At 72.7% G+C, this 21,780-nt stretch carries 24 protein-coding genes and 1 pseudogene; 17 read left to right on the forward strand and 8 right to left on the reverse strand.

The window, feature by feature from the left end; translation table 11 throughout:
- Positions 1-53 precede the first annotated feature (53 nt).
- Positions 54-1,574 (reverse strand): DNA-3-methyladenine glycosylase 2 family protein, encoded by a 1,521-nt coding sequence (locus tag DSM26151_RS05590; RefSeq protein ID WP_234661806.1) that lies wholly within the window; start codon positions 1,572-1,574, stop codon positions 54-56.
- A 146-nt stretch (positions 1,575-1,720) separates the two neighbouring features.
- On the opposite strand from DSM26151_RS05590, the gene DSM26151_RS05595 reads away from it, so the two are divergent.
- From DSM26151_RS05595 to DSM26151_RS05630, 8 genes and pseudogenes are all read left to right on the forward strand, one after another.
- Entirely contained in the window at positions 1,721-3,115 is a 1,395-nt protein-coding gene (locus DSM26151_RS05595; RefSeq protein ID WP_234661428.1) for an FAD-binding oxidoreductase, read from the forward strand.
- A 26-nt stretch (positions 3,116-3,141) separates the two neighbouring features.
- Positions 3,142-4,296, forward strand: a complete 1,155-nt coding sequence (locus DSM26151_RS05600) for a PrsW family intramembrane metalloprotease (protein WP_234661429.1) — start codon at positions 3,142-3,144, stop codon at positions 4,294-4,296.
- Positions 4,289-4,705 (forward strand): annotated as a pseudogene (arr, locus tag DSM26151_RS05605) (NAD(+)--rifampin ADP-ribosyltransferase); the annotation flags it as partial. The gene DSM26151_RS05600 and the pseudogene arr, both read left to right, overlap by 8 nt.
- 268 nt (positions 4,706-4,973) lie before the next feature.
- The gene (locus DSM26151_RS05610) at positions 4,974-5,342 is read left to right on the forward strand and encodes an FKBP-type peptidyl-prolyl cis-trans isomerase (RefSeq protein WP_234661431.1); all 369 of its coding nucleotides are present in this window, start codon (positions 4,974-4,976) and stop codon (positions 5,340-5,342) included.
- A 176-nt stretch (positions 5,343-5,518) separates the two neighbouring features.
- The gene (locus DSM26151_RS05615) at positions 5,519-6,352 is read left to right on the forward strand and encodes a DUF4397 domain-containing protein (protein WP_234661432.1); all 834 of its coding nucleotides are present in this window, start codon (positions 5,519-5,521) and stop codon (positions 6,350-6,352) included.
- A gap of 5 nt (positions 6,353-6,357) precedes the next feature.
- Positions 6,358-7,053 (forward strand): class F sortase, encoded by a 696-nt coding sequence (locus tag DSM26151_RS05620; RefSeq protein ID WP_234661433.1) that lies wholly within the window; start codon positions 6,358-6,360, stop codon positions 7,051-7,053.
- Positions 7,054-7,188: 135 nt separating this feature from the next.
- A complete protein-coding gene (locus DSM26151_RS05625) occupies positions 7,189-7,758 on the forward strand; it encodes an RNA polymerase sigma factor (protein WP_234661434.1) in 570 nt (189 codons plus the stop codon).
- A complete protein-coding gene (locus tag DSM26151_RS05630; RefSeq protein WP_234661435.1) occupies positions 7,739-8,557 on the forward strand; it encodes an anti-sigma factor in 819 nt (272 codons plus the stop codon). The genes DSM26151_RS05625 and DSM26151_RS05630 overlap by 20 nt, the downstream gene beginning before the upstream one ends.
- 50 nt (positions 8,558-8,607) lie before the next feature.
- Here the strand turns inward: DSM26151_RS05630 and DSM26151_RS05635 are convergent, their stop codons facing one another.
- Together DSM26151_RS05635 and DSM26151_RS05640 are read right to left on the reverse strand one after the other, a co-directional pair.
- Positions 8,608-8,952: a protealysin inhibitor emfourin gene (locus DSM26151_RS05635; protein WP_234661436.1), complete on the reverse strand. Its 345-nt coding sequence runs from the start codon at positions 8,950-8,952 to the stop codon at positions 8,608-8,610.
- A 10-nt stretch (positions 8,953-8,962) separates the two neighbouring features.
- Positions 8,963-10,027, reverse strand: coding sequence for a M4 family metallopeptidase (locus tag DSM26151_RS05640; RefSeq protein ID WP_234661437.1), 1,065 nt, complete (start codon positions 10,025-10,027; stop codon positions 8,963-8,965).
- 6 nt (positions 10,028-10,033) lie between these two features.
- On the opposite strand from DSM26151_RS05640, the gene DSM26151_RS05645 reads away from it, so the two are divergent.
- Positions 10,034-10,921, forward strand: coding sequence for a CPBP family intramembrane glutamic endopeptidase (locus DSM26151_RS05645; protein WP_407651032.1), 888 nt, complete (start codon positions 10,034-10,036; stop codon positions 10,919-10,921).
- Here DSM26151_RS05645 and DSM26151_RS05650 read toward each other — a convergent pair.
- Positions 10,836-11,360, reverse strand: a complete 525-nt coding sequence (locus DSM26151_RS05650) for a hypothetical protein (protein WP_234661438.1) — start codon at positions 11,358-11,360, stop codon at positions 10,836-10,838. The genes DSM26151_RS05645 and DSM26151_RS05650 overlap by 86 nt on opposite strands.
- Positions 11,361-11,410: 50 nt before the next feature.
- Here DSM26151_RS05650 and DSM26151_RS05655 point away from each other — a divergent pair, with 50 nt between their 5' ends.
- From DSM26151_RS05655 to DSM26151_RS05665, 3 genes are all read left to right on the forward strand, one after another.
- Positions 11,411-12,388, forward strand: a complete 978-nt coding sequence (locus DSM26151_RS05655; protein WP_234661439.1) for an NAD(P)-dependent alcohol dehydrogenase — start codon at positions 11,411-11,413, stop codon at positions 12,386-12,388.
- Between the two features lie 73 nt (positions 12,389-12,461).
- Positions 12,462-12,959, forward strand: coding sequence for a peptidoglycan-binding domain-containing protein (locus tag DSM26151_RS05660; protein ID WP_234661440.1), 498 nt, complete (start codon positions 12,462-12,464; stop codon positions 12,957-12,959).
- Between the two features lie 261 nt (positions 12,960-13,220).
- A complete protein-coding gene (locus DSM26151_RS05665) occupies positions 13,221-14,399 on the forward strand; it encodes a Fic family protein (RefSeq protein WP_234661441.1) in 1,179 nt (392 codons plus the stop codon).
- Between the two features lie 24 nt (positions 14,400-14,423).
- Here the strand turns inward: DSM26151_RS05665 and DSM26151_RS05670 are convergent, their stop codons facing one another.
- The 3 genes from DSM26151_RS05670 to DSM26151_RS05680 form a co-directional block, all read right to left on the reverse strand.
- Positions 14,424-15,845, reverse strand: coding sequence for an HNH endonuclease signature motif containing protein (locus DSM26151_RS05670; RefSeq protein WP_234661442.1), 1,422 nt, complete (start codon positions 15,843-15,845; stop codon positions 14,424-14,426).
- Positions 15,846-15,944: 99 nt separating this feature from the next.
- The gene (locus DSM26151_RS05675) at positions 15,945-16,385 is read right to left on the reverse strand and encodes an SAM-dependent methyltransferase (protein WP_234661443.1); all 441 of its coding nucleotides are present in this window, start codon (positions 16,383-16,385) and stop codon (positions 15,945-15,947) included.
- Positions 16,386-16,502: 117 nt separating this feature from the next.
- A complete protein-coding gene (locus DSM26151_RS05680; RefSeq protein ID WP_234661444.1) occupies positions 16,503-16,874 on the reverse strand; it encodes a DUF488 domain-containing protein in 372 nt (123 codons plus the stop codon).
- Positions 16,875-17,007: 133 nt separating this feature from the next.
- Here DSM26151_RS05680 and rpsO point away from each other — a divergent pair, with 133 nt between their 5' ends.
- The gene (gene rpsO, locus DSM26151_RS05685) at positions 17,008-17,277 is read left to right on the forward strand and encodes a 30S ribosomal protein S15 (protein WP_234661445.1); all 270 of its coding nucleotides are present in this window, start codon (positions 17,008-17,010) and stop codon (positions 17,275-17,277) included.
- Positions 17,278-17,378: 101 nt separating this feature from the next.
- The gene (locus DSM26151_RS05690) at positions 17,379-18,491 is read left to right on the forward strand and encodes a M24 family metallopeptidase (RefSeq protein WP_234661446.1); all 1,113 of its coding nucleotides are present in this window, start codon (positions 17,379-17,381) and stop codon (positions 18,489-18,491) included.
- Between the two features lie 27 nt (positions 18,492-18,518).
- Here DSM26151_RS05690 and DSM26151_RS05695 read toward each other — a convergent pair whose 3' ends face one another.
- Positions 18,519-19,067: a CGNR zinc finger domain-containing protein gene (locus tag DSM26151_RS05695; protein WP_234661447.1), complete on the reverse strand. Its 549-nt coding sequence runs from the start codon at positions 19,065-19,067 to the stop codon at positions 18,519-18,521.
- Between the two features lie 69 nt (positions 19,068-19,136).
- Here DSM26151_RS05695 and DSM26151_RS05700 point away from each other — a divergent pair, with 69 nt between their 5' ends.
- Genes DSM26151_RS05700 through DSM26151_RS05710 form a run of 3 tightly spaced genes read left to right on the forward strand, consistent with a single transcriptional unit; the run spans position 19,137 to position 21,710 of the window.
- Positions 19,137-20,141, forward strand: coding sequence for an EamA family transporter (locus DSM26151_RS05700; protein ID WP_234661448.1), 1,005 nt, complete (start codon positions 19,137-19,139; stop codon positions 20,139-20,141).
- A gap of 9 nt (positions 20,142-20,150) precedes the next feature.
- On the forward strand, positions 20,151-21,038 hold the full coding sequence (locus DSM26151_RS05705; protein ID WP_234661449.1) for an LLM class flavin-dependent oxidoreductase: 888 nt from the start codon (positions 20,151-20,153) through the stop codon (positions 21,036-21,038).
- Between the two features lie 36 nt (positions 21,039-21,074).
- Positions 21,075-21,710, forward strand: a complete 636-nt coding sequence (locus DSM26151_RS05710; protein ID WP_234661450.1) for a hypothetical protein — start codon at positions 21,075-21,077, stop codon at positions 21,708-21,710.
- Positions 21,711-21,780: the final 70 nt, after the last annotated feature.

Genomic DNA, 21,780 nt, shown 5'->3' on the forward strand with positions numbered 1-21,780 from the left:
GATCCTGCCTTCCGTCTGTGCGGAATGTACAACGATCGGGTCCGGATGCGCCCTCACGGCGACAACGCGGCCGCCCGCCACAGGTGCATCGACGCGTAACTGCGCCACGGCGCCCATGCGGTGCCCCGTGCGGTGAGCGCACGGGCATCGGGCGGGAGTCCGAGTCGCTCGGCTCCGGTGCGCAGTGCGAGGTCGGAGACGAGCAGTTCGTCGGGTTCGCGGGTGACGCGCATCGCGACGTATCCGGCGGTCCACGGCCCGATGCCGGGGATCGCGAGGAGTTCGGCGCGCAGGTCGGCGCGCTCGCGCTCGGGTGCCACGACGAGCGCTCCGCCCGCGAGCCGGGCGGTCACGTCGAGGATGGTCCGGATCCGCGCGGCCGGGCCGCGCAGCACCTGTTCGCCGTGCTCGGCGATGGCTTCGGCGGTCGGGAACAGGGTGCGGGTCGTCCCCGCGATCTCCACGCGCTCACCGAGGTCGGCGGCGAGTCGGGTCAGCGCCGTCCGTGCCGCGGCGACCGAGACCTGCTGGCCGACGAGCGCGCGCACGACCAGCTCGTGCGGGTCGAGGGCGCCGGGCATCCTGATCCCGGGGACGGCCGCGACCGACGGCGCGAGCGCCGGGTCGGTGCCGAGCGCGGCGTCGATCGCCTCGGCGTCGGCGTCGAGGTCGAACAGGCGCCGTACGCGCGCGACGAGCGGGGCGAGGTCGGTGAGGTCGGTCAGGTGGGCTTCGACCTCGAGCGATGGCGAAGCGGATGCCGAGCCCGTAGCGGATGCCGAGCCCGTAGCGGATGCCGGTGCCGCGAGCCGCACGAGGGCCGGCCCGGCCGGGAGTGCGAGCGCGCGCTCGTAGCGATCGGGCGCCGCGTCCTCGACGCCGTCGAGGGCTCGTGCGGCCAGCCACGCGAAGACCCCGGCGGAATCGAAGGGCGCCCTCGCGGGCAGCCGCAGGCGCACCACGCCGGGTTCGACGGGCGCTGAGACGGATGGCGCGGCATCCGCTCGCCCCCGGCGTCGCCCGTTCGCGCGCTGCCCGTTCGCGCGCTGCCCGATCTCGCGGAGTTCGAGCGGGCTGCGCTCGTACACGGCGCGGACGGTGTCGTTGAACTGGCGGATGCTGCCGAAGCCGGACGCGAACGCGACGTCCGAGACGCGCATCGAGGTCGAGGTCAGCAGGGCCCGCGCGGTCTGCGCGCGGTGCGCGCGGGCGAGCGCGAGGGGGCCCGCGCCGAGTTCCGCCGAGAGCACGCGTGTGAGGTGGCGCGGCGTGTAGCCGAGGCGGGCGGCGAGTCCGGGCACGCCCTCTCGTTCGACGACCCCGTCGGTGATGAGCCGCATGGCGCGCGCGGCGAGGTCGTCGCCGAGGTCCCATTCGGGTGAGCCGGGAACGGCGTCGGGCAGGCAGCGCTTGCACGCCCGGAGGCCGGCCTCGTGTGCGGCCGCGGCCGTGCGGTAGAAGGTCACGTTGCGGGGTTTCGGCGGTGCGGCCGGGCAGCTGGGCCGGCAGTAGATGCCGGTCGAGTGGACGCCCGTGATGAACTGGCCGTCGAACCGGGCGTCGCGTGCGAGCATGGCGCGGTAGCGCTCGGCGAAGGCTGCGTCCTCGAGAGCCGGGTCGGCGTGCCCGGTTGCGTTCGTGTCCACCCCTCAAGCGTGGCATCCGTCGGCGCCCTCGACCAGCGGGAATCGGACATCGCCGCGACGGTACGCTGGGCCGCATGCCCGAAGCCCTCCGCGACCGACTCCGATCCGCATTCGGCGACCGTGCCATCCTCGGCGGGCCCCGGCTCGAGGCGGTCCGGGAGGATCGCTCCGGCCAGCGCAGCGACGCACCGCCGCTCGCGGTCGTCGAGGCGACCACGACCCGCGAGGTGCAGGCGCTCATGCGCCTGGCCACCGAGACCCGGACGCCGGTCGTGCCGCGCGGCGCGGGCACCGGGCTCGCGGGCGGGGCGATGTCGAGCCGCGGCTCCATCGTGCTCGACCTCTCGCGCATGAACCGCATCCTCGAGCTCGACGGAACCGACGAACTCGCCGTCGTCGAACCCGGCGTGCTCAACGGCGACCTCGACCGGGCCGCTCGCGAGCACGGGCTCTGGTACGCGCCCGACCCCGCGAGCCGGGCGATCAGCTCGATCGGCGGCAACATCGCGACCAACGCCGGCGGCCTGCTGTGCGCCAAGTACGGCGTGACGCGCGAGAGCGTGCTCGGTCTCGCCGTCGTGCTCGCCGACGGAACCCTGCTGCGCACGGGCCACCGCACGGTCAAGGGCGTGACGGGCTACGACCTCACCGCGCTCATGACCGGCTCCGAGGGCACGCTCGGCGTCATCGTCGAGGCGACGCTGCGGCTGCGCCCGGTCGTGGCCGGGCCCGTCGAGACCGTGGCGGCGGCCTTCCCCGACGTCGAATCCGCGGGCGCGGCGGTCGTCGGCGTCGCGGGCGCCCGCGTCAGGCCCGCGATCCTGGAGCTCATCGACCCGGTCGGTCTCGCCCGCGTGCGCGAGCACCTCGGCGTCGACGGCATCGCGGGCACGCCGCTCGAGGGCTTCGCGCCGGGCGAGACCTTCCTGCTCGCGCAGTTCGATGCGGGGGATGCCGCGGCCGAGGCATCCGTCATCGACCGCGTGTTCACCGAGGCCGGCGGGCGGGTCGTCCGCTCGACCGACCCGGCGACGGGCGAGCGGCTCCTCGGCATCCGCCGCGCCATGCATCCCGCGCTCGCCTCGCGCGGCAGCGTGCTCATCGAGGACGTCGCGGTGCCGCGCTCGAGGTTGCCCGAGATGTTCCGCGCCATCGCCGAGATCGGGCGGCGCCACGGCGTCGAGATCCCGACGCTCGCCCACGCGGGCGACGGCAACCTGCACCCGAACTTCGTGTTCGAGGGCGACGAGGTTCCCGAGCGCATCTGGGCCGCGGCCGACGACCTGTTCCGTGCCGCGATCCGGCTCGGCGGCACGCTCACCGGCGAGCACGGCGTCGGCATCCTCAAGCGCCGCTGGCTCGCCGACGAGCTCGGCGACACGTCGGTCGGCCTCCAGCGGCGCATCAAGGAGGTCTTCGACCCCGCAGGCATCCTCAACCCGGGCGTGATGTTCGTCGACGAGACGTGATCTCCGACGACGAATAGGATTCCCGCGTGACCCTCCCCACCGACGCTCCCTTCCCGCACCGGACCGCACGCCGTCGCGGTGCACGGGCGGGGGCGGGCATCGCGGTCGTCGTCCTCATCGCGATCGCCGGGCTCGTCGCGCTCGTCGTGGCCGCCTACCTGGCCGTCGGGCTCGGCGTCTCGGTGCTCGCGGTCGGCACGCTCGCGGCACTCGTGCCGCTCGCGATCGTGCTGCTCGCGGTCGCCTGGATCGACCGGTGGGAACCCGAACCGCGCTGGGCGCTGTGGCTGGCCTTCCTCTGGGGTGCCGCGGTGTCGGTCGCGATCGCGCTGCTCGTCGACCTCGGCGTGCAGCTGTTCGCGGCCGCAGCGGCCGCGGGCGAGCCGACGGGCTCGCAGGCGATGCAGGCGGTCGTGCAGGCCCCGCTGGTGGAGGAGATCGCCAAGGGCCTCGGCGTGCTGCTGCTGTACGCGCTCGCGCGGTCGCACCTGGACGGGCCCGTGGACGGGCTCGTGTACGCCGCGACCATCGCGGCGGGCTTCGCGTTCACCGAGAACATCCTCTACTTCGGCGCCGCGCTCATCGAGGGCGGGGCCGATGAGCTCGGCATGACGTTCGTGGTCCGCGGCCTGTTCTCGCCGTTCGCGCACGTGCTCTTCACGGCGTGCATCGGCATCGCGGTCGGCATCGCGGCACGGCGAGGCCACGGCGCGAACGTCTTCGGCTGGTTCGCCGCCGGGCTGGTGTGCGCCATCGCGCTGCACGCGTTCTGGAACGGCTCGCTCGCCTTCGCCGACGCGTTCGCCCTCTACTTCACGGTGCAGGTGCCGATCTTCGTCGGCGCGGTCGTCCTGACCGTCGTGCTGCGGCGCGAGGAGCAGCGCGTCACGCGGACCAGGCTGGCCGAGTACGCCGCCGCGGGCTGGTTCAGCCGCGACGAGGTCGACGGGCTCTCGACGTGGGCGGGCCGGCGGGCGGCGCTCGGGTGGGCGCGTGCGCAGCATCCGCCGCGCACCGATGCGGTGCGGCGATTCATCGCGGATGCCACGAGGCTCGCGTTCACCCGCAACGCCATCGCGACCGGGCGTGCCGACGTGCGACGCTTCGAGGACGAGCAGGATCTCCTCGGTGCCGTCTCGCGCGACCGCGCGGCGATCTCGGGGGCACCGGGTCATGGGTGAGCCGAAACCGTTCCAGGTGCATGAGTCGGGTGCGCTGCTGCACGGCACCCGGGCCGACCTCGCGCCGGGCGATCTCATCGTCCCCGGCCGACCCTCGAACTTCGGCGGTGGCCGCACGGCGAACCACGTGTACGTCACCGAGACGCTGGATGCCGCGGTCTGGGGCGCGGAACTCGCGGCCGGCGACGGACCCGGACGCATCTACCTCGTGGAGGCCACCGGCGCCATCGAGGACGACCCGAACCTCACCGACAAGCGGTTCCCGGGCAACCCGACCCGCTCGTACCGCACGCGCGAGCCGGTGCGCGTGATCGGGGAACTGCGCGACTGGACCGGGCACTCGCCCGAGCAGGTGCAGGCGATGCGCGAGGGTCTCGCCGACCTCGAGCGCCGGGGTGCGAACGTCATCTACGACGAGGTCGATCCCACCGAGCCGTCGCCCGAGGGCGGCGATCGGCCCCAGAGCGGCGATCGGCAAGGGTGACGCGCTCCGGTGCGGGGCGACCGGCACCGGAACAGTGAAACTCGCCGCCCCGTGGTGTGGCCTCAGCCGACAGCTCTCCGGGGCGGCGAGCTCTTAGGGGACCAGCGTGCAACGTGTTCGCCATCCGCGCAAGTGGTGGGTGGACGGGCGTCCGCGATTGTGATCGGGCCGCGGCATCCGTTTGGATGGGTGCATGACTGATACGAACAGCAAGCCCGAGATCGAGGCCCCCGAGGGGCCGGCTCCCGTGGAGCTCGTGATCGAGGAGATCGTCGTCGGCGAGGGTGCGGAGGCCGCGCCCGGTTCGACGGTCGACGTGCACTACCTCGGCGTCGAGTACGACTCGGGCGAGGAGTTCGACTCGTCGTGGAGCCGCGGCCAGTCGATCAACTTCCCGCTGCAGGCGCTCATCGCCGGCTGGCAGGAGGGCATCCCCGGCATGAAGGTCGGCGGGCGCCGCAAGCTCGTCGTCCCGCCCGCGAAGGCCTACGGCACCGCGGGCGGCCACCCGCTCTCGGGCAAGACCCTGATCTTCGTCATCGACCTGCTCGGCGTGAGCTGAGCCGGGCAGCCTGAACGGCAGGAGGCCGGCGCACCGAACGGTGCGCCGGCCTTCGTCGTGCCGCGGGATGGCGAGAATCTTCCATGCATGTGCATCCGATCGGCCCGTTCATCCGGAAGGAAGTGGTGTCAGGCAAGATCCGCCCCGCGAACCGCGGGACAGACCAGGAGGACACCATGAAGAAGTTCATCGCCGCAGGCATCGGCGCCGGAGCGCTCGTCGCGCTCAGCGGACTCGCGCCGGCCAACGCCGCCGAGGATGCGGCCATGCTCTCCGTGCTGCACGGGGTCCCCGGCCTCACCGTCGACGTGTACGTGAACGACGAGCTCACGCTCGACGATTTCGAGCCCGGCGACCTCGCCGGCCCGCTCGAGCTCGCCGCGGGCACGTACTCGGTCGCGATCACCGCGTCCGACGCGGCGGATGCCTCGGAGCCCGTGATCGGACCCGTCGACCTGCCGCTCGAGGCAGGCGGGAACTACACGGCCGTTGCGAACCTCGACGCCGACGGCAACCCGACCGCCAACCTGTTCACCAACGACGTCTCGGAGATCGCCGCCGGAGAGGGCCGGCTGACCGTGCGCCACGTCGCTGCGGCACCCGCCGTCGACGTGCTCGCGGGCGGCGAGGCCGTGATCACGGGTCTCGCGAACCCCGACGAGCAGTCGCTCGACCTGCCCGCGGGCACGGTCGAGGCCTCCGTGGCCGCCGCGGGCACGACCGACCCGGTGCTCGGGCCGGCACCCGTCGACGTCGCCGAGGGCACGCTGACGATCGCCTACGCGTGGGGCAGCCTCGAGGACGACACGCTCGCGCTCGCCGTGCAGACGGTGACGGGCATGCACTCGAGCCCCGACGGCGTCCCCGCGGGCGCTGCAGGTCTCGTCGCGACGAACGCGCCGGAGCGCGTCGTCGGACTCTGGGCCGCCGCGGCCATCGCGGCGCTCTCGGTGATCGCGATCGCAGCCGGAGCGGCCCGCAAGGCCGTCTCGGCGAGGACCGAGCGCTGATCACCGTGCGGGGGGAGGCGGTCGCGGCCGGGGCGTGGGGGTCCTCGGTCGCGGCCGTCGCCGCGCTGGCGCTGCTGGTCGGCTGCGCCGCCATGCCAGGCGGAGGAGGCGGAGCCGGCGGAGGAGGCGGGCCAGGCGGAGACGACCGACCCGCTGCCGCGGCGCCGGCCGCCCGGGATGCCGCGCGCGCGCAGCAGACCGTGCCCGAGGTCCCGCGCCGCTCCTCGGCGCCCGAGGCGAATCGTGCGGCGTCGCCGCCCGCGCCGGTCCGGGTCGAGCTGCCCGACCTCGGCATCGACGTCGCGGTCCGCCCGGTGGGCGTCGACTCCGGCGGAGGCATGGAGCTCTTCGACGACCCGTCGCTCGCGGCCTGGTACCGATGGGGGCCGGCTCCGGGTTCGGGCGCCGGCTCGACCGTCATCGCAGCCCACGTCGACTCCCTCGAGTACGACGTCCTGCCGTTCGCCCGGTTGAAGGATGCGGCGCCCGGCACCGCCGTGATCGTGACGGATGCCGCGGGCACCCGCCACACGTACGCCGTCGAGTCGCTCGAGGTGGTCGAGAAGACGGCCGTGGACTGGGATGCCGCGTTCGATCGTTCCGGGTCGCCGCGGTTGACGCTCGTGACGTGCGGGGGAGCGTTCGACTACGACGCGCGAACCTACCTCAGCAACGTCGTCGCGATCGCCGTGCCGACCTGACCGTGGAGACCGAAGGGCAGGGTGGGGATGCTCGATATGCTGATGGCTGCGCCGCAGTCGACGACCGCGGTGCAGCCGCGCGTCACGGCCGACGCGCGGACCGGTCCGAGCCGACGAAGGGATGAGCGCCCCACGGTGAGCCCGATCGCCTTCGACACCCTCGACGACCGAGCCCTCGCGGAGCAGTTCTCCGCGGGCGATGAACGCGCCCTCCGAGAGGCGTACGCGCGCTGGTCGCCGCTGGTCTTCCGCCTCGCGCTGCGCTCGCTCGGTGATCGGACCGACGCGGAGGACGTCACCCAGCAGGTCTACCTCGCCGCCTGGCGCGGACGCGGCACCTTCGACGTCTCCCGTTCGACGCTCAGCGCGTGGATCGTGGGCATCACCAAGCACCGCATCGCCGACGCGCACGAAGCGCGGGCGCGCTCGCGTCGCCTGGAGGAGAGCCTCGTCGCCGAGGCATCCGTCGCGGTGGCCGCAGCCGACGACGACTTCGCCGAGCGCGCGATGGTCGCCGAGGAACTGGGGCGACTCGAGCCGGTGCCGCGTCGCGTGATGCAGCTCGCGTTCTACGACCAGCTCAGCCACTCGCAGATCGCCGAGGCCATGGGCCTGCCGATCGGGACGGTGAAGAGCCATGTCCGACGCAGCCTGAGTCGGCTGAGATCACGATGGGAGGTGGAGGATGGACCACGTCGAGCCTGACGAGCTGGCCGTGCTGGCCCTCGACGGCCGCGAGCCCGATGCCGCGGTCCGCGCCCACCTCGACGCCTGCGACGCGTGTGCGGCCGAGTACGCTGCGCTCGCGCGGACGGTCGACCTCGGACGCGAGTCGCCGTCCGAGGGGTTGGAGGCTCCGCCCGCGTCGGTCTGGGCGGCCATCCACGGCGAGCTCGGGCTCGCGGCCGATCTCGCCGACGACCCGCTCGCCGACGACCCGCTCGCCGACGACCCGCTCGCCGAGACGGATGCCGGCGCGCGGCGCCACGTGCCACGTGCCCGACCACGCGTCCCGTCGGCGGTCGAGCCGGCCGCTCGGGCGCGCCCGGGGCGTTCGCGCCGGTGGTTGCCGGTCGCGGCCGCCGCGGCGGTGGTGGGTCTGCTCGCGGGCATCGGAATCGGCTTCGGCTTCGCCGGCACGGGCGGCGGCGGCGGCGCCGACCCGGCGACCGTGATCGCCACCGCCGAGCTCGACGCCTTCCCCGGGTGGGATTCCACGGGGACCGCGACGGTCGAGGCGGATGCCGCAGGCGAGCGCACGATCGTGGTCGACCTGGCCGCAGAGGTGGCGTCGGGGGAGGTCCGCGAGGTGTGGCTCATCCGGTCCGACGCATCCGGGCTCGTCAGCCTCGGCCTGATGGACGGCGACTCCGCGCGCTTCGCGGTGCCGGCGGGCATCGACCTCGACGAGTACCCGCTCGTGGACGTCTCGGCCGAGCCGGTCGACGGCGATCCCGCGCACTCGGGCGACTCGATCGTGCGGGGCGAGCTCCGCGCCGCCTGATCGGTCGCGTGCCGCCGGGTGCGTGCCGCCGGTCGCGCGCGTCGCGCAGCTCAGGCCTCGGTCGGCGTCCGCCGCCGCTCGGGTTCCGCGGTCTCGGTGACGCGGTCGACGAGCTCGCGCCACGGGCCCGTCACCTGGCGCTCGGCGAGCGTCGCCTCGCGCTCGGGTTGCGTCGCCGCGCGCTCGGGCGGCGCCGCCGCGCTCGCCGTCTCGCCGGTGCACCGGATGCGGTACTCGAACCGGTCGGGTTCCGCGGGCACGGGCGGCGTCCGGCCCCAGGGCAGGCGTTCGACGAGCAGCACCCATTCCTCCGGGTCGGGCTGGTCCTCGACCTGAACGGTCCACGTCAGTCGCAGCCCGGCGAACCCGCCGCTGCGGGTGACCTCGACCTCCATGGTGCGGATGCTACCCGGCGCGCCTCTCGGTTTCGACCCCGACCGCCGCCCAGCCCGACTCGATGGCCCGTGCCTCGCGCGATTCCGGGCCGAAACGAGCGGATGCCGCGGCGAGCGTCGCCGCGCGGAACGCCGTGAACCCGCTGTCGGGGTCGAGCGAACCACCTGTGAGCGTGTCGTACCAGACGCGCCCGACGTGCTCCCACACGAACCCGCCGACCTCGATCGCCGCGAGTGCGAATGCGCGGTTGGGGATGCCCGAGTTCAGGTGCACCCCGCCGTGGTCGGCTTCGGTGACGACGAAGTCGCTCAGGTGCGCGGGCTGCGGGTCGCGGCCGAGGAGGTCGTCGTCGTACGCCGTTCCGGGCTCGAGCATCGAACGCAGCGCCCGGCCCTCGATGTGCTCGGTGAACACCCCGGAGCCGATGAGCCAGGTGGCGGCATCGGCGTCCTGTCCGAGCGAGTACTGCTCGACGAGCGCTCCGATGACGTCGGCGACGTGCTCGTTGAGGGCGCCGGACTGGTCCTGGTAGCGCAGTCTCGCCGTCTGCTCGACGACGCCGTGCGCGAGTTCGTGTCCGATGACGCTGAGGGACTGCGTGAACCCGCTGAAGATCTCGCCGTCGCCGTCGCCGAACACCATGCGCTCGCCGTCCCAGAAGGCGTTGTCGTAGCGGTGGCCGAAGTGCACGGTCGCCTCGAGCGTTCCGCCGCGGCCGTCGATGCCGTCGCGACCGAAGACGCGGACGAGGAGCCGGTGGGTGTCGCCGAGGCCGTCGTAGGCGTCGTCGACGGATTCGTCACCGGTGGCGCGTTCGCCTTCGCTGCGCACCAGCCGGCCGGGCAGCTTCTCGTACCCTTCCGCGTCGGAGATGCGGCGGTCGGGCTCGGAGGGGACGTCGGGAAGCACCGAGGGCAGTTCTGGAAGCTCGCGCTGTTCCGGCGCCTCACGCCCGAGCAGCGCGGCCGGTTCCCGCAGGAGCGTGCGCCGGGCGGCATCCGCTGCCAGGGGGAACCTGGGCGCTGCGAGGCTCGCGATGCGGTCGAGCAGGTAGGGCGGCACGATTCCGGGCATGGTCTGATCGTGGCATCCGCTCCCGACAACGATGCACATGGCACGCTGGGAACCGTGACCCCATCCGCTCCCGCCGCGCTCCGCACGCACCCGATCGCACTCGTGCCCGCCGCACTCGTGTGCGGCGCCGCCATCCTGCTCTTCGGAGTCCAGGAGCGCCTGCCGGGCTACGCGATGCTCCTCGTCGGGCTCGCCGTGGCGTGGGCGACCGACCGGGCCGGGCGCACCGAGCGGCTCGCGCCCGACCTGGCGCTCATCGCGATCGGGCAGGCGATCATCTCGACGATGTCGCTGAAAGCCGACCTGTCGAACGAGGCGATGCTGCGGTTCACGGTCGTGCTCGGTGCGGCGGTCGTCGTGCCGTTCCTCATCTCGCGGCTGGTGTACCGCGAGCGGACGATCCGCTTCCCGTGGCGGACGGGTCGGCGGTGGACGCGCACGCAGTGGTTCTACCTGATCTTCGTGACCGTCGCGGGGTGGCTCATCCTGCCGTTCTACTTCATCACGTCGGGGGTGTACGAGAACTGGCCGACGGTGACCGAGCCCGGCGAGGTCGCGCGCCTGTTCGTGGGCGTGAACGCGGTCGGCACGTGGGATGAGCTGTTCTTCATCTGCACGGTCTTCGCCCTGCTGCGTCGGCACTTCCCCACGTGGCAGGCGAACCTGTTGCAGGCGGTCGTGTTCGTGTCGTTCCTGTGGGAACTCGGGTACCGCGAGTGGGGCCCGCTGCTGACGATCCCGTTCGCGCTCATCCAGGGCTACACGTTCAAGCTCACGAAGTCGCTGACGTACGTGCTCATCGTGCACCTCATCTTCGACGCGGTCGTGTTCTGCGTGATCGTGTACGCCCACAACGGGTGGCCGGCGATCTTCCCGTTCGTGCCGGGAGGATAGTGCGGACCGATGCGACTGCCAGCGCGAGCGCGCCGAGCACGGCACCCGCGCACACCGCCCATTCGAGCGGGCCGGGCGGGTCGGGGATCGTCGCGGCGATCGTGCCCCCGGTGCTGCGGTACACGGTCGCACGCTCGCCGACGGCGAGGTCGTCGCTCCGGATCTCAGCGCGGGTCCCGTCGGCGAGCTCGACGCTCACGACCCGGTACTGTGCCTGCCTGCTGCCGCGCCGGTCGGCGACGAGCTGTTGCTCGGAGCCCTCGTCGACGATGCTCGCCACGACCGCTTCGTACGAGGCGGACGCTCGTGCGGAGACCTCCGCGATCCCGACGACGGCCGCCGACCCGAGCAGGATCGCGCCGAGTGCGAGCACGGCGGCGGTGAGACCGAGCGGCGGATAGCCGGGGCGGTCCTCGGTTCGTCGTCGGGCGTCGGCCATGGGGTCTCCCGCTTCCATCGTCGCACTCGCGGTGCGGATATGCTCCCCGCATGCGCGCCCTGCGGTACGACCGCTACGGAGGTCCGTCGCGGCTCCGCATCGTCGAAGCGCCGATCCCGGTCCCCGCCGCCGGGCAGGTGCTCGTGCGCGTGGCCGCGTCGTCGGTCAACTCGTGGGACTGGGACCTGCTGCGCGGAACCCTGCTCGCGCGGTTCGGCGGGCCGTGGCGTCCCGAGCACCCGGTCCTGGGGGCGGATGTCTCGGGTGAGGTCGTCGCGGTCGGTGCCGGCGTCGCGGAATTCGCGGTAGGCGACGCCGTGTGGGCCGATCTGTCGGATGCCGGGTGGGGGTGCTTCGCCGAGTTCGTCGCAGCGGATGCCGCGGCGCTGCGTCGTCGCCCGGCCGGCGTCGACCCGGTCACCGCTGCCGCGGTGCCGCAGGCGGGCGGGCTGGCCTGGCAGGCGCTCGTCGGGGTCGCGGGGCTGGCAGCGGGTGAGCACGTGCTCGTCGTCGGTGCCGGCGGGGGAGCGGGCACGTTCGCGGTGCAACTCGCGCGGCATCTCGGTGCGGGCGAGGTCGTGGGCGTCGATCGCGCCGAGAAGCTGGGTCCGGTCCGCGAACTGGGTGCGACCGAGATGATCACAGCGGATGCCGGCGCGGCGCTGTTCGCAGCGCGGAGCGCACCCGGTTCCCCGCGATTCGACGTGATCGTCGACCTCGTCGCGCGGCATCCGCTCGCCGCCTACCGTCGGCTGCTGCGCCCGGGAGGCCGTCTGGTCGTCGTCGGCGGATCGCTGCGCACGATCGCCGCGGTCGCGGCGACGCAGGGGCGGCCGGATGGCGACGGGCGCGAGCTGCGCCTGCTCGCGGCGCAGCCGAACGGCGGGCTCGACGAACTCGGTGGGCTCGTGGCATCCGCTGCACTGACGCCGGTCGTCGACGCGGTCGTCGGACTCGAGGGCGTGGCCGGCGCGCTCGCGCGGATCGGGGCGGGAGCGGTGGTGGGCAAGGTCGTCGTGGTTCCGTAGCGGTTCGGCGCGTACGGGGACGGCTGCCCATTCACCCCTGAGGCGGGCTCTGAATAGGCTCGCGCTGCGCAGGGTGCGCCGGGGGTCGGGCCGAGACGGGGCTCGTGTCGCCGGGGGGCTGCTGGCGATCGCCATCGCCGGATTCGGTGTCGTCGTGCCGGCGACGGCGGCGCACGCGGGAACCGGGTCGACGGGCAAGGGGTGCACGGCGCACCAGTACGCGTACGGCGGGTACGCGTCGTGCATCGGGAACATCCAGAAGATGCTGAACGGCATCAGCCACGTTCGGGGCAAGACGTACGGCGGGTACACGCTCACCGTCGACAACCAGTTCGGCGCGAACACCAAGACGAACGTGCGTCGGTTCCAGAGCTACGTCGGACTGGTCTCGGACGGCATCGTCGGGCCGAAGACGTGGCACCAGCTGTGCCGGTATGCGGGGACCCGCTCGTTCGCGGAGCACAACGCGTCCGCCGCGCAGAAGACCGCATGGAACGCCGCGTACCACGCCGGGTGCTGGGTCGACAAGCCCGGTCCGGGGGCGAGCATCATCCCGATCAAGAAGTACTAGGGACCCAGGGGGAGCGAACCCCGGGTGCGGCGATCCGTCTGGTATCTGTGCCGTGCCCGGGGTTCGTTCATGCCCGGGGTGTCAGGGCTGCGCCGCCGTCGGGGCATCTGCCAGACTTGCCTGCCTCGGGCGACGCCGGTGAATGCGACGGCGGATCGCGCGAATACTGCACGCGACGCCCTGAAAATGTTCCCGCACGCTCCAGGGGTCAACTTCGTCCTGATCATTGGCATCGAGGCCGGGTCTCACTAAATCCTGAGCATGTCTGAGCAAAATGCGGTGCCGCACATCGACGAATCGGCGTGGGCGTTTCCCCGGTTCGACTTCGATTCACCGTTGGCCGCGTCGGTCGTCGATCTCGAACGCCTGCGCGGTGAGATCGGCGTCGGCACGACCCCCGCTCGAGTGTTCTCCGAACTCCACAGGCTGTTCCAGTTTCTTTCGAGCATGGTGTCGGCACGCATCGAGGGCAACCGCACCGCGATGCTCGACGCGATCGCCGGAGCGCAGGAAGCCGAACGCGACGCAGCCGGGGTGCCCGAGGCGATCCAGGAGATCCTCAACGTCGAGGCGGCGATGGAGTTCGTGGACACGGTCGATCGCTCGCGTCCGGTCACGCATGCGTTCGTGCGCGACCTGCACCGCCGTGCCGTCGACTCGCTCGTGAGAGAGGGCGACTCGCGACCTGGTGCGTACCGGGTCCGCGATGTCGCCATTCAAGGCGCTGCGCATCGCCCGCCGCTCGCGCAGTCGCTCCAGGCAGAGATGGACCGGTTCCTCGAGTTCGTGAATCTCCCGGTGCCGACCCACCGTCAGCTCCTGCACGTCGCGATCGCGCACCATCGCTTCCGCTGGATCCATCCGTTCCAGAACGGCAACGGGCGCGTCTCCAGGCTGCTGAGCTACGCCATGCTCGGCCGCCATGGGTTCGTGAGCCCTGTCGGGCTCCGAACGGTCAACCCGACCGCGGTCTTCGGCGTGTCGCGGAGCGACTACTACGACGCCCTCGCAGCTGCCGACGACTTGAGCAACGCCGGCACGATCGCGTGGTGCGAGTTCTTCATCGAGGGGTTGCTGGCAGACCTGCGGCGACTGCACCAGCTGCAAGACAACGCTGTGGTGCGCGGCACACTGGTCGTGCCGGCACTCGACCGATTCACCAGGTCGGGTGGCATCACCGCGCTCGAGCGAGACGTGGTGCAGTTCGCATTCGATCACGAGGTGATCCGCGCCGGGCAGCTCGAGCACCTGATTCCGGGCAGCCCCTCGACGCGGAGCCATGCGCTGCGGCCGTTGCTCGACCGCGGTCTGCTCAAGCCGGATCATGCCGGCGGGCGCTCCTACAGCGTCTCGTTCGGCCCGAACGAGCTGACCCCGTTCCTGATCAGGGAACTCGACCGATCCGGGTTCCTGCCTCCGCTGCTGAGAGACGGCGAATAGCTGACAGCTTCGGCGCACGCGAGATCAGAACGGCACAGCCTCGAACTCGGGGTCGAGCAGTTCTCTGACCGCGCCGTCCACGAACGCGGAGCCGACGGGCACGGACGGCACCGGCGCGTTCGCCGCGCCAGGCGGCCGCGAGCCCGCACCGACCGCCTCACCGATCCCGACTGCTTCCCCAGCCCCGACCCCCTCGAACCTCCGCTCCGGATGCGTGCGCAGGACATGCCCCGCGGGGGAGGTCCAGCGCATGACGCCGCCGCCCTCCTGCACCACTCGCCACGCGCTCTCGTGCTTGAGGCGGTGATGATGTCGACACAGTGCGGCGAGGTTCGACGCGTCGGAACGACCGCCGTGCTGCCAGGCGATCGTGTGGTCGAGGTCGGCACGCTCGGCACGACGCGTGCAGCCGGGGAAGCGGCACTGCCCGTCGCGCACTCGCACGAACCCGTCGAGGTCGGCCGGCGCACGGTAGGTCTCGCGGCCGTAGCTGAGGGTGGCGCCCGTCTCGGGGTGCACGAGGATCCGCCGCATCGACGGCGCGTGCGCCGCGAGGCGGCGGGCGGTCTCGGCGTCGATCGGGCCGTAACCCTCGAGGTCGGCCGGCTCGTCGTCGAGACCCAACAGGGTCAGCACGGGCACGGTCACGTTGATGCGCGGTTGCACCGCCCCGGTCGGGCCGGCGGCCGCCTCACGGGTGCGCGCATCGCCCGCGATGACGCCTGAGAGCAGCAGGTCGGCGGCGAGGTCGGCCGCGCGCTGCGTGCGCGTGCGCCGATCGTCGGCTTCGGCCGGACGCGCGGCGAGCGCACCCAGGCGGCGCTCGATCGCGAACGCCCGCTCGGCCTCGAGGAACACGCTCAGCCACGCCATGCCGTCGGGCGCAGCCTCGACGCACACGCGACGATCGGCAGCCGCGCGCGCACGCCGATCGACGAGCGGCTCGGGATGCAACCGCTCGCGCACCCGCCGCATGCGTCGGCGCACGTCGGCATTCGTCGACACGACCCCGTCGGCCACGGCGGAGGCGGCCGCCTCGAGCGCCACACCCTCGACCGCTTCGGCGACCTCGGCCGGTACGTCGCGCGTGAGCTCGAGCACCGACCGCACCTGGGTCGGTGCGATCAGCCCCGCCTCGAGCGCGTCGAGCGTCGCGCTCCGCGGCCCGGTCAGGCGCTCGGCCTCGGCGACCAGCCGGGCAGCGGATGCCTCGTGCTGCCCGAGCGTCGTCGCGAGTTCGGCCACGAACGACCGCGTCGCCAGATCGCGCTCGCCTGCGGCGCTCGACTCGGTGACGCCGTCGGCCTCGGCGGCGAGTTCACGGGCGCGTTGCACGGCCCGGTAGCGCTCAGCGTGGAGCTGTCGGATGAGCTGCTCGTAGACCGTGATCGACGCCAACTCGAGTTCCAGCGCCGCTTCGGCGGGGAGATCGAGGGTGGCTGGCATGAGGCCAGTCAACCAGCGACCACCGACATTCGACGGGGTCTCGAGACGGCGCCGGCGCGCCTCCTCGATCCGCGGGCGTGCGGCGCCGCGCCGCCTGCGTCACCGCCCCGGTCGACCGGGCAGCACGAGTTCGCGCAGCGGATCCCCGCCGTCGATGAACAGGCGGCCATCGGGGGCGAGTGCGTCCGCGATCCGGCGCAGCGCGCGCTCCCCGGCCGCCGGGTGCCGGCCGTCGAGGGCGCCGACCCGGCACGCGAACGCCAGGTCGTAGGGGCGCTCGCCGGGGTCGAGCTCGAAGTCCTCCACCGCGACCTGCCTCACGCTGAGAACGCCCGCCTCGATCTCGTCGGCCGCCGTGCGCCTGGTGAGCGCGACGCCCTTCGCCGAGCGGTCGACGACCAGGATGTGACCGTCGCCGATCCGAGCCGCGACGGCTCTGGCCGCGGTGCCCGGCGCGCCGCCGATCTCGAGTACCCGCATGCCGGGCCGCAGCGGAAGAGCGTCGACGACCGCGGCCAGTCGTGGAGAGATCACGCTCATCGCCCCAGCCTCCTCGGCGGCGGCGTGCACGGCAAGAGCGGTGCTGACAGACCTCGACGCGACCGCCGACCCGATCGGCGAGGCACGCAGCGCCTGAGCCGCACCGGGGTCACCGCACTACCCCGTCTCCGCCCCGTGCGCCGCCAGCCACTCGAGCAGCACCCGCGCGTGGTTCTGCGTTTCATCCCTCGCCCCGTACACGAGCGTCACCCGCTCGTGCGTGCCCGCGACCTCGAGCAGCGCGGCCGCGGCCGCGCTGCCGTCGAGCTCGGCACGGTACCGCGCCGCGAACCCGTCGAAGGTGCCTGCACGGTCGGCTGCGTGGTGCCACTCGGCACGCAGTTCCGGGGAGGGCGCGGCATCCTTCGCCCACTCGTCGAGTTCGGCGCGCTCCTTCGAGATCCCCCGCGGCCAGAGCCGGTCGACGAGCACCCGGTATCCGTCGGATGCCTCGGGGGCGTCGTACACGCGCTTGATCACGACCACCATGCGCTTCATCCTGCGGCAACCCCGCGGCATCCGCTCTGGTAGAGTATGGAGGTTGCCGTGAATCGGCCGCGCATCAAGAGAGCCCAGGCACCCAGCCCCGGGCAGCGCGCAACGAGAAGAAGGGATCCCGTCTATGGCACTGGATGCGAACATCAAGAAGGCGATCATCGACGAGTACGCGACTCACCCCGGTGACACTGGATCCCCCGAGGTCCAGATCGCGATCCTCACCAAGCGCATCAAGGACCTCACCGAGCACCTGAAGGAGCACAAGCACGACCACCACTCGCGTCGTGGCCTGCTGCTCCTCGTCGGTCAGCGTCGTCGTCTGCTCGGCTACCTCGCCGACGTCGACATCAGCCGCTACCGTGCGCTCATCGAGCGTCTCGGGCTGCGTCGCTGAGCGCGCGAATCGTCTCCCCGAAGGCCCCGGCTCCTCCTGCACGAGGAGGCCGGGGCCTTTCGGCAGGTACGGGGGAGCGTGCGAACGGCTAGCCTCCGGCCATGACCGCCGCGTTCACCGCCGACGACCACATCGCCCGCATGCACCGCGCCGCGCGGCAGGCCGCAGACGCGGGCCTCGCGGGCCTGGTCGTCACGCCCGGCCCGGACCTGCGCTACCTCACCGGCTACCTTCCGGTCGCGATCACCGAGCGGCTCACGATGCTCGTGATCCCCGCCGAGGGCGACCCGTCGCTCGTCGTGCCGAGACTCGAACGGCCCGACGCGGAACGCGCGGAGGCGGCATCCGCCCTCGCCATGCTCGACTGGCGCGACGGCGACGACCCGTACGCGACCGCCGCACCCCTGCTCGGCCCGGGTCGCTACGCGATGTCGGATTCCGCGTGGGCCATGCACCTGCTCGGGCTGCAGGCCCGGCTGCCGGGCACGACCTACGTGTCGATGACCGAGGCGCTGCCCATGCTGCGCGCCGTCAAGGACGCCGACGAACTCGAACGCCTTGCGGCGGCGGGTGCGGCAGCGGATGCCACGTACCGCGAGATCCTCGGGGTGCGCTTCGCGGGCCGCACCGAGCGCGAGGTCGCGGCCGACCTCGCGGCCGGGCTCACCGCGCACGGCCACTCGCAGGTCGATTTCACGGTCGTCGGGTCCGGCCCGAACGGCGCGAACCCGCACCACGAACAGGGCGATCGGGTCATCGAGGACGGCGACATGGTCGTGCTCGACTTCGGCGGGCTCAAGCACGGCTACGGCTCCGACACGACCCGCACGGTGCACGTCGGCGAGCCGACGGACGAGGAACGAGCGGTGCACGACCTCGTCGTCCGCGCCCAGCAGGCCGGATTCGAGGCGGTGCGTCCGGGAGTTCCGTGCCAGGAGATCGACCGCGTCGCGAGGGCCGTGATCACGGATGCCGGCTACGGCGAGTACTTCATCCACCGGGTGGGGCACGGCATCGGGTTGACCACGCACGAACCGCCCTACATGGTCGAGGGCGAGACCACGCCGCTCGAGCCGGGAATGTGCTTCTCGATCGAACCCGGCGTCTACCTTCCCGGCAGGTTCGGCGTGCGCATCGAGGACATCGTCACGGTCACCGCCGACGGCGGGAAGCGCTTCAACGAGACGCCGCACGAGATGGCGATCGTGCAGTAGGCCGGCGCGTGCAGTAGGCCGGCGCGGTCAGTCCGCCGTGCGCGCCCGGTACGCGCGCGTGGCCATCCGGTTGCCGCAGCGGACGCTGCAGAAGCGCTTCGAGGCGTTCTTCGACAGGTCGACGAACACGCCCGTGCAGTCGTCGGCCTCGCAGCGCGCGAGGCGGTCGACCTGGTCGGCGCGGATCACGTCGACCAGCGCCATGGCGGCCTCGACGAGCATGCGCTCGGCGAGCGGGGACTCCTGCGAGACGGCGTGGATGTGCCAGTCGAGATCGTCGTGCCGGACGAGCCGCGGGATCGCGTGGGCCTCGTCGAGGATGACGTTCACCTCGTGGGCCAGGTGGTCGCGATCGAGGGTCCAGACGGCGCGCAGGCGGTCGCGCACCGCGCGCACCTCGGCCAGTTCCCGCGTGTCGCCGTCGCGACGGCCCGAGAAGGCCCACTCGTCGAGCAGGGCCGCGAGCTGCGCCGCGTCGGCGAGTTCGTCCGTCCCGGATTCCGACGCGCCGGGGACCGTGTCGGCGACCGCGGCCATGAAGCCGAGCGCCGACACCGTGTCATCGGTGAAAATCATTTGACTCCTGACATCCGTTCGGCTAACGTCACGAGCATAACCAAGTTGGCTCATGACATAGGGGTGGCAATGCGCGCATCGCGGGGCATCGTCGGCATCGTGATCGGGCTCGCGGCCGGGCTCGCCTTCGGCGCCGGCGGCGTGTTCGTCAAGCCGCTGCTCGAGCACGGCTGGTCGCCCGGCGCCGCGGTGCTCGCGCGCATCAGCATCGCCGCGGCCCTGCTCGTCGTGCCCGCGCTCATCGTGCTCCGATTCGACCTCAGACCGCTCTGGCGCGCCCGCTGGACGATCCTGCTCTACGGCGTCGTCGCGGTCGCGGCCGTGCAACTGGCCTTCTACGCGTCGATCGAGCGCATCCCCGTCTCGATGACGCTCCTGATCGAGTACCTCGCGCCCATCGCGCTCGTGCTGTTCGCCTGGGTGCGCACCAGGCGGGTTCCGCAGCTCATCGTCATCGGGGGCTCCGTGCTCGCGGCCGCGGGCCTCTGGCTCGTCATCGGGCCGGGCGGCGGCGACCTCGACCCCCTCGGCCTGGCCCTCGCGGCCATCGCGATGCTCGGCGTCTGCGTGTACTACGGCATGGGGGAGCGCGCGACCGAACAGCTCCCGCCCGTCGCGCTGCTCGCCGCGGGCTTCGTCGTTGGGGCGATCGCCCTCGCCCTCGCCGGGCTCGTCGGGCTCGTGCCGATGGAGGTCAGGTTCGGCGAGGTCCCCTTCCTCGCCGGCACCGCGCCGTGGTGGGTGCCGCTGCTGACCGTCGGCGCCGTCTCGACCGCGTTCGCCTACACCGCAGGCGTCGCCTCCATCCGGTTGCTCGGAACCCGGCTGGCGTCCTTCCTCGGGCTCTCCGAGGTGGTCTTCGCCGGGATCGTCGGCTGGATCCTCATCGGCGAGGCCCTCGGGGCCCTGCAGATCCTCGGCGGCGTGCTCATCCTCGGCGGCATCGTGCTCGTCAAGCTCGAACGCACCCCGGCCGACGAGGCATCCGTCGCGCTCGACGCGGACCTCGTGCCGGTACCCGCGGACCTGACGCCGACCGCGCCGCCCACCGCGCCGGTCCGGACCTCCGCGTAGGCTCGGCCCATGCGCTTCGGCCTCGTCATCCTGCCCCAGTACGACCGCGCGGAGACCGAGCGCCGGTGGCGCCGGGCCGAGGAACTCGGCTTCGACCACGCCTGGACCTACGACCACCTGTCGTGGCGCGGGCTCGCGGGCGAGCCCTGGCACGCCACCGTGCCGACGCTCACGCTCGCGGCCACGGTCACCGAACGGATCCGGCTCGGCACGTTCGTCGCGAGCCCGAACTACCGCCACCCCGTGCCCTTCGCGAAGGACGTCGCGACGCTCGACGCGATCTCGGGCGGACGCCTCGTGCTCGGGCTGGGGTCGGGCGGCACCGGGTTCGACGCGCACGTGCTCGGCATCCCGCCGCTGTCGGCGAGGGAACGGTACGAGCGGTTCCGCGAGTTCACCGAGGCGCTCGACGTGCTGCTGCGCTTCGAGCGCGGGTCGGGCGAGGGCATCTCGCACCGCGGCGCCCACTACGTCGCCGACGCCGCACGCATGGTCGGCGAACCCGCGCAGGCGCCGCGCATGCCCTTCCTCATGGCCGCGAACGGTCCGCGGGCCATGCGCCTGGCCGCCCGATACGGCTCCGGGTGGGTCACCACGGGCGGCGAGCACGAAGCGGATGCCGCGTGGTGGGCCGACCTGGCCGACCTCGCCGCGCGCGTCGACGAGGCCTGCGCAGCCGAGGGGCGTGATCCCGCGGGCTTCGACCGCGTGCTCTCGCTCGACGCCGAGTCCCGCTACTCGATGCGGAGCGTCGATGCGTTCGAGGACGCCGTGCTCCGTGCCCGCGAACTGGGCTTCACCGACGTGATCGCGCACCGCCCCCGCGAGCACGGCCTCTACGCGGGCGACGAGCGCGTGTTCGAGGAGATCGCCGGAATCCTCCCGACGCTTCGCTGAACCTCGGCGGCACCTGCCCGGCGGTAGCCTGTCGTGGTGTCCGCGCCCCGCTACGTCCCCGTGCTCCACTGGGAACCCCTGCCCTATCTCGTGATCGTGTTCCTGCTCGTCCTGACCGGGGCGATCCGGCCCGAGCACGGCGGATGGTACGTGCTCCTCCTCTTCGCCATCGCGCTCACGGCCGGATGGGGCGTGATCGCGTTCATGCGCGAGCGACGCACGCGCAACCCCGACCCGATGGGCGGCCTCACCGGCCTCGACGGGCTCGCGATCGTCGACGCCCCGGCCCTGGCGGCATCCGTTCGCGCCGTCGTGCCGGTCGCCGACACGCATCGCCACCAGTCCGCGATCGAGATCGCGCGCGTGCACGGCGGACCCGACCTGCACGCCGTGCTCGTGCCGCGCGCCAGGCGCTGGCTCTCGCCCAGGTACCGCGTCGGGGTGCAGCTGATCGCGGCCGGCACCGGCGACGCCAGGCCCAGGCACGCCGGATTCCTGCGCGAGGACGCCGATGCCCGGTGGCGCGACCGGCTCGACGCGCTGCGCGTCGACGGACGCTACGTCAGGGTTCCGGCGCGCATCACGGGCGCCGCGCAGCCGCGCGGGGTCGAACTCGACGTCAGCGGACTCGAGTCGGTGGTCGGACCGGAGCCCGGGAACCGCCCCCAATAGGCGTCCATCTGGCCATTGTCAAGCCTGTTGAGGGGACCTCAGGTCCAGTAGTGTCTCGCATCGAGGGCGT

Source organism: Agromyces marinus (assembly GCF_021442325.1).
Classification (GTDB): Bacteria; Actinomycetota; Actinomycetes; order Actinomycetales; family Microbacteriaceae; genus Agromyces; species Agromyces marinus.